2 protein-coding genes are annotated in these 2,540 nt (G+C 50.8%); one reads left to right on the top strand and one right to left on the bottom strand.

Annotation, left to right across the window (positions count from 1 at the left end; all coding sequences use genetic code 11):
- The first annotated feature begins 199 nt into the window (after positions 1 to 199).
- Positions 200 to 1,363, top strand: a complete 1,164-nt coding sequence (gene pncB, locus B3D59_RS11630) for a nicotinate phosphoribosyltransferase (RefSeq protein ID WP_286819906.1) — start codon at positions 200 to 202, stop codon at positions 1,361 to 1,363.
- Here the strand turns inward: pncB and B3D59_RS11625 are convergent.
- Positions 1,334 to 2,503 carry a MinD/ParA family protein gene (locus tag B3D59_RS11625; RefSeq protein ID WP_286819905.1) on the bottom strand — a complete coding sequence of 390 codons (1,170 nt, stop codon included), beginning with the start codon at positions 2,501 to 2,503 and terminating at the stop codon, positions 1,334 to 1,336. The two genes, pncB and B3D59_RS11625, sit on opposite strands and share 30 nt — an antisense overlap.
- Positions 2,504 to 2,540 lie beyond the last annotated feature (37 nt).

Here is a 2,540-nt window from a genome sequence, read left to right as displayed (position 1 = left end):
CACCCCCAACGGCCAGGCTGCCCTGCATGGCCTGGGTGAAATCTGCCTGGATATCCACAACAACCACTGCTGTATGGTCCTGTTTTGTATTTATCTGCATAAAGTCTCTGTCCTTTTTGAAAATTATGCCATAAGATAATCCTTTTAGCTGTCATATACAAAAACATATACAAAAAATTTTTAGAAATATTACAGGCCCATGATTGAGACCATACTTGACAATGATCTGTATAAATTCACCATGCAGCAGGCCGTGTATCAGCTGTATCCCAAGGCCCGGGTCCGGTATGAACTCACGAACCGGGGGCGCACCCCTTTTCCCGAAGGCTTTGACTGCTTGATTAAAGACCGGGTGGCGCAGATGGCAGGTTTACGCTTGACCCGTGATGAAAGGGTGTGGCTGGAAAAGGCCTGCCCCTATTTTACAAAAGCGTACCTGGATTATCTGGCCGCATACCGTTATGAGCCTGACCAGATGGAAATTTGCCGGCAGGGGCATACGCTTTCGGTCAAGATTGCAGGGCCATGGTGCCGGACCATTTTATGGGAAGTACCGCTGATGGCCATCATTTCCGAAACCTTTTTCAAGGTTGCCAATCCTGAAATTTTGTCCAGGCAGGCCATCCGGGAGCGCAACCAGACCAAGGCGAAAATGATGTCCAATGCCGGCCTGACCTTTGTGGAATTCGGTACCCGGCGGCGATTTTCCGTTGCCAACCACGCCCATTTTCTTGAGGATGTTCTGGCGCTGGACCACCACCGCATGGCCGGCACCTCCAATGTGCATTTTGCCAGAAATTACGGACTTGCCCCGATGGGGACCCTGGCCCATGAATGGATTATGTTTCATGCAGCCTTAACCGATTATGCCACGGCCAATGCCGCAGCCATGGATGCCTGGCTTAAGGTCTATCCTGATGTGCTGGGCATTGCGCTGACCGACACCTTTACCACGAAGGTTTTTTTAAAGGCCTTTAATAGAGACCGGGCCGGCCGGTTTTCCGGTGTCCGCCACGATTCCGGAGACCCTGAAATTTTTACCCGGGATATCCTCAGCCATTACAGAGAAAAGGGTATTGATCCGGCTTCCAAGGCCATTGTATTTTCAGACGGCCTGGATGTGGAACGGGCAATGAAAATTCATAGGTTCTGCCGGGGAAAGGTTAAGGACTCCTATGGTATCGGCACCAATCTGACCAATGACGTGGGGGTTGATCCTTTGAATATTGTGATCAAATTGTCCTGGGTACAGCCTGAACCCGGCATGGAAGGCAGGCCCACGGTTAAGTTGTCGGATGATCCGGGCAAACACACCGGTGATCCCGGAGAATTGCTACACTGCCGCAAATCCCTTGGCCTTTGATTTTTCCTGTTCTGTCAGCCAGGTTTCAAAGTCCAGGATAAAGTGTTCGGGGGCTTCGGGGTCGCCGATCTGACGGTGTGCAGGGGGGGCGGCTTCCATAAGCCGTGATTTTGTTGCCGATCCCTTTGGGGATGCCTTAAGCAGAGTCTTTAAATCCGCGACCTCCTGCAGCAATTGTGACAGTTTGTCTTCAATGCTGGTAAGACGACGGGCTGTGCGCTCCTCTTCCCGGTCTATGGGGATGACGGCGGATGCCGAGGGGATTTCACCACTATACGTAAGATAATCCAGCCCATCTTTTTTTTGATCTGAACCAATTGCCGAGCCTTCCTGGATATGGGGCGGTTTTTGCCCCAGAATTTCAAGGCATTGATTCCAGAATGCCCCAAGAGAGATCTCTTTGCCCGGATCTTTCACCAGCTTAAGCATAAGCGCTCTGATACAACGGGTCGCCTGGGTTTCCGGATATTTTATGAGAAACGGCACCTGGGAGAAAACCGCGTTGGATACATTGGGGTCGCGGGCCACAATGCCCAGGGGTGAAATCGGGGTCGCTAAAAAATTAAAAACCGTTTTTTTCAGTTTCGCATAGGAGGCTTTTGCCTCCTGTGCCGTCCTGACCCGATTGACCACCACCCGGATTTTGGGCATGGTTCCTTTTTTTGACAGGACCTTAAGCAAAGAATAGGCATCTGTCAGGGATGTGGGTTCCGGCGTGACCACCAGGATCATCTCCTGGCAGGCCCGGCAAAAGGATAGTACCTGGGAAGATATGCCCGCAGATGTATCTATCAGGAAATAGTCATAATCGGGCAGTTCCAGAAATGACCGGATCAGAAGGTCTGCCTCATGGCTGGTCAGATTCGCCAGTTTTTCAACACCCGAGCTTCCCGGTATTATATCTATGCCGTTGAAATTGCGGATCATGATGTCCGAAAGCGTATGGCTGCCTTCCATCACCTGGGCAAGGCCGTACTGTGGATAAAGGCCGGTAAGGATATTCACATTGGCTAACCCTAAATCCGCATCAAACAGACAGACACGATGATTCGCATCAGCCAGGGCAAGAGCAAGGTTCAGGCTGATACTGGTTTTTCCCGCGCCACCTTTTCCCGATGTAATGGTAAGCATTTTTGTCATGTTCTTATCTCACTTTCGGCCTTGGTCATATTTTAGG

This window comes from Desulfobacter sp. UBA2225 (assembly GCF_002348205.1).
In the GTDB taxonomy this organism is placed as follows: domain Bacteria; phylum Desulfobacterota; class Desulfobacteria; order Desulfobacterales; family Desulfobacteraceae; genus Desulfobacter; species Desulfobacter postgatei.
Note: the sequence above shows the minus strand (reverse complement) of the source record. Positions and strands in the feature narration are given on the sequence as shown.

What these genes read in the sequence shown, in the direction of transcription:
- B3D59_RS11625 (WP_286819905.1), bottom strand. Translation starts at nt 2,503, where the DNA reads ATGACAAAAATGCTTACCATTACATCGGGAAAAGGTGGCGCGGGAAAA.
- pncB (WP_286819906.1), top strand. Translation starts at nt 200, where the DNA reads ATGATTGAGACCATACTTGACAATGATCTGTATAAATTCACCATGCAG.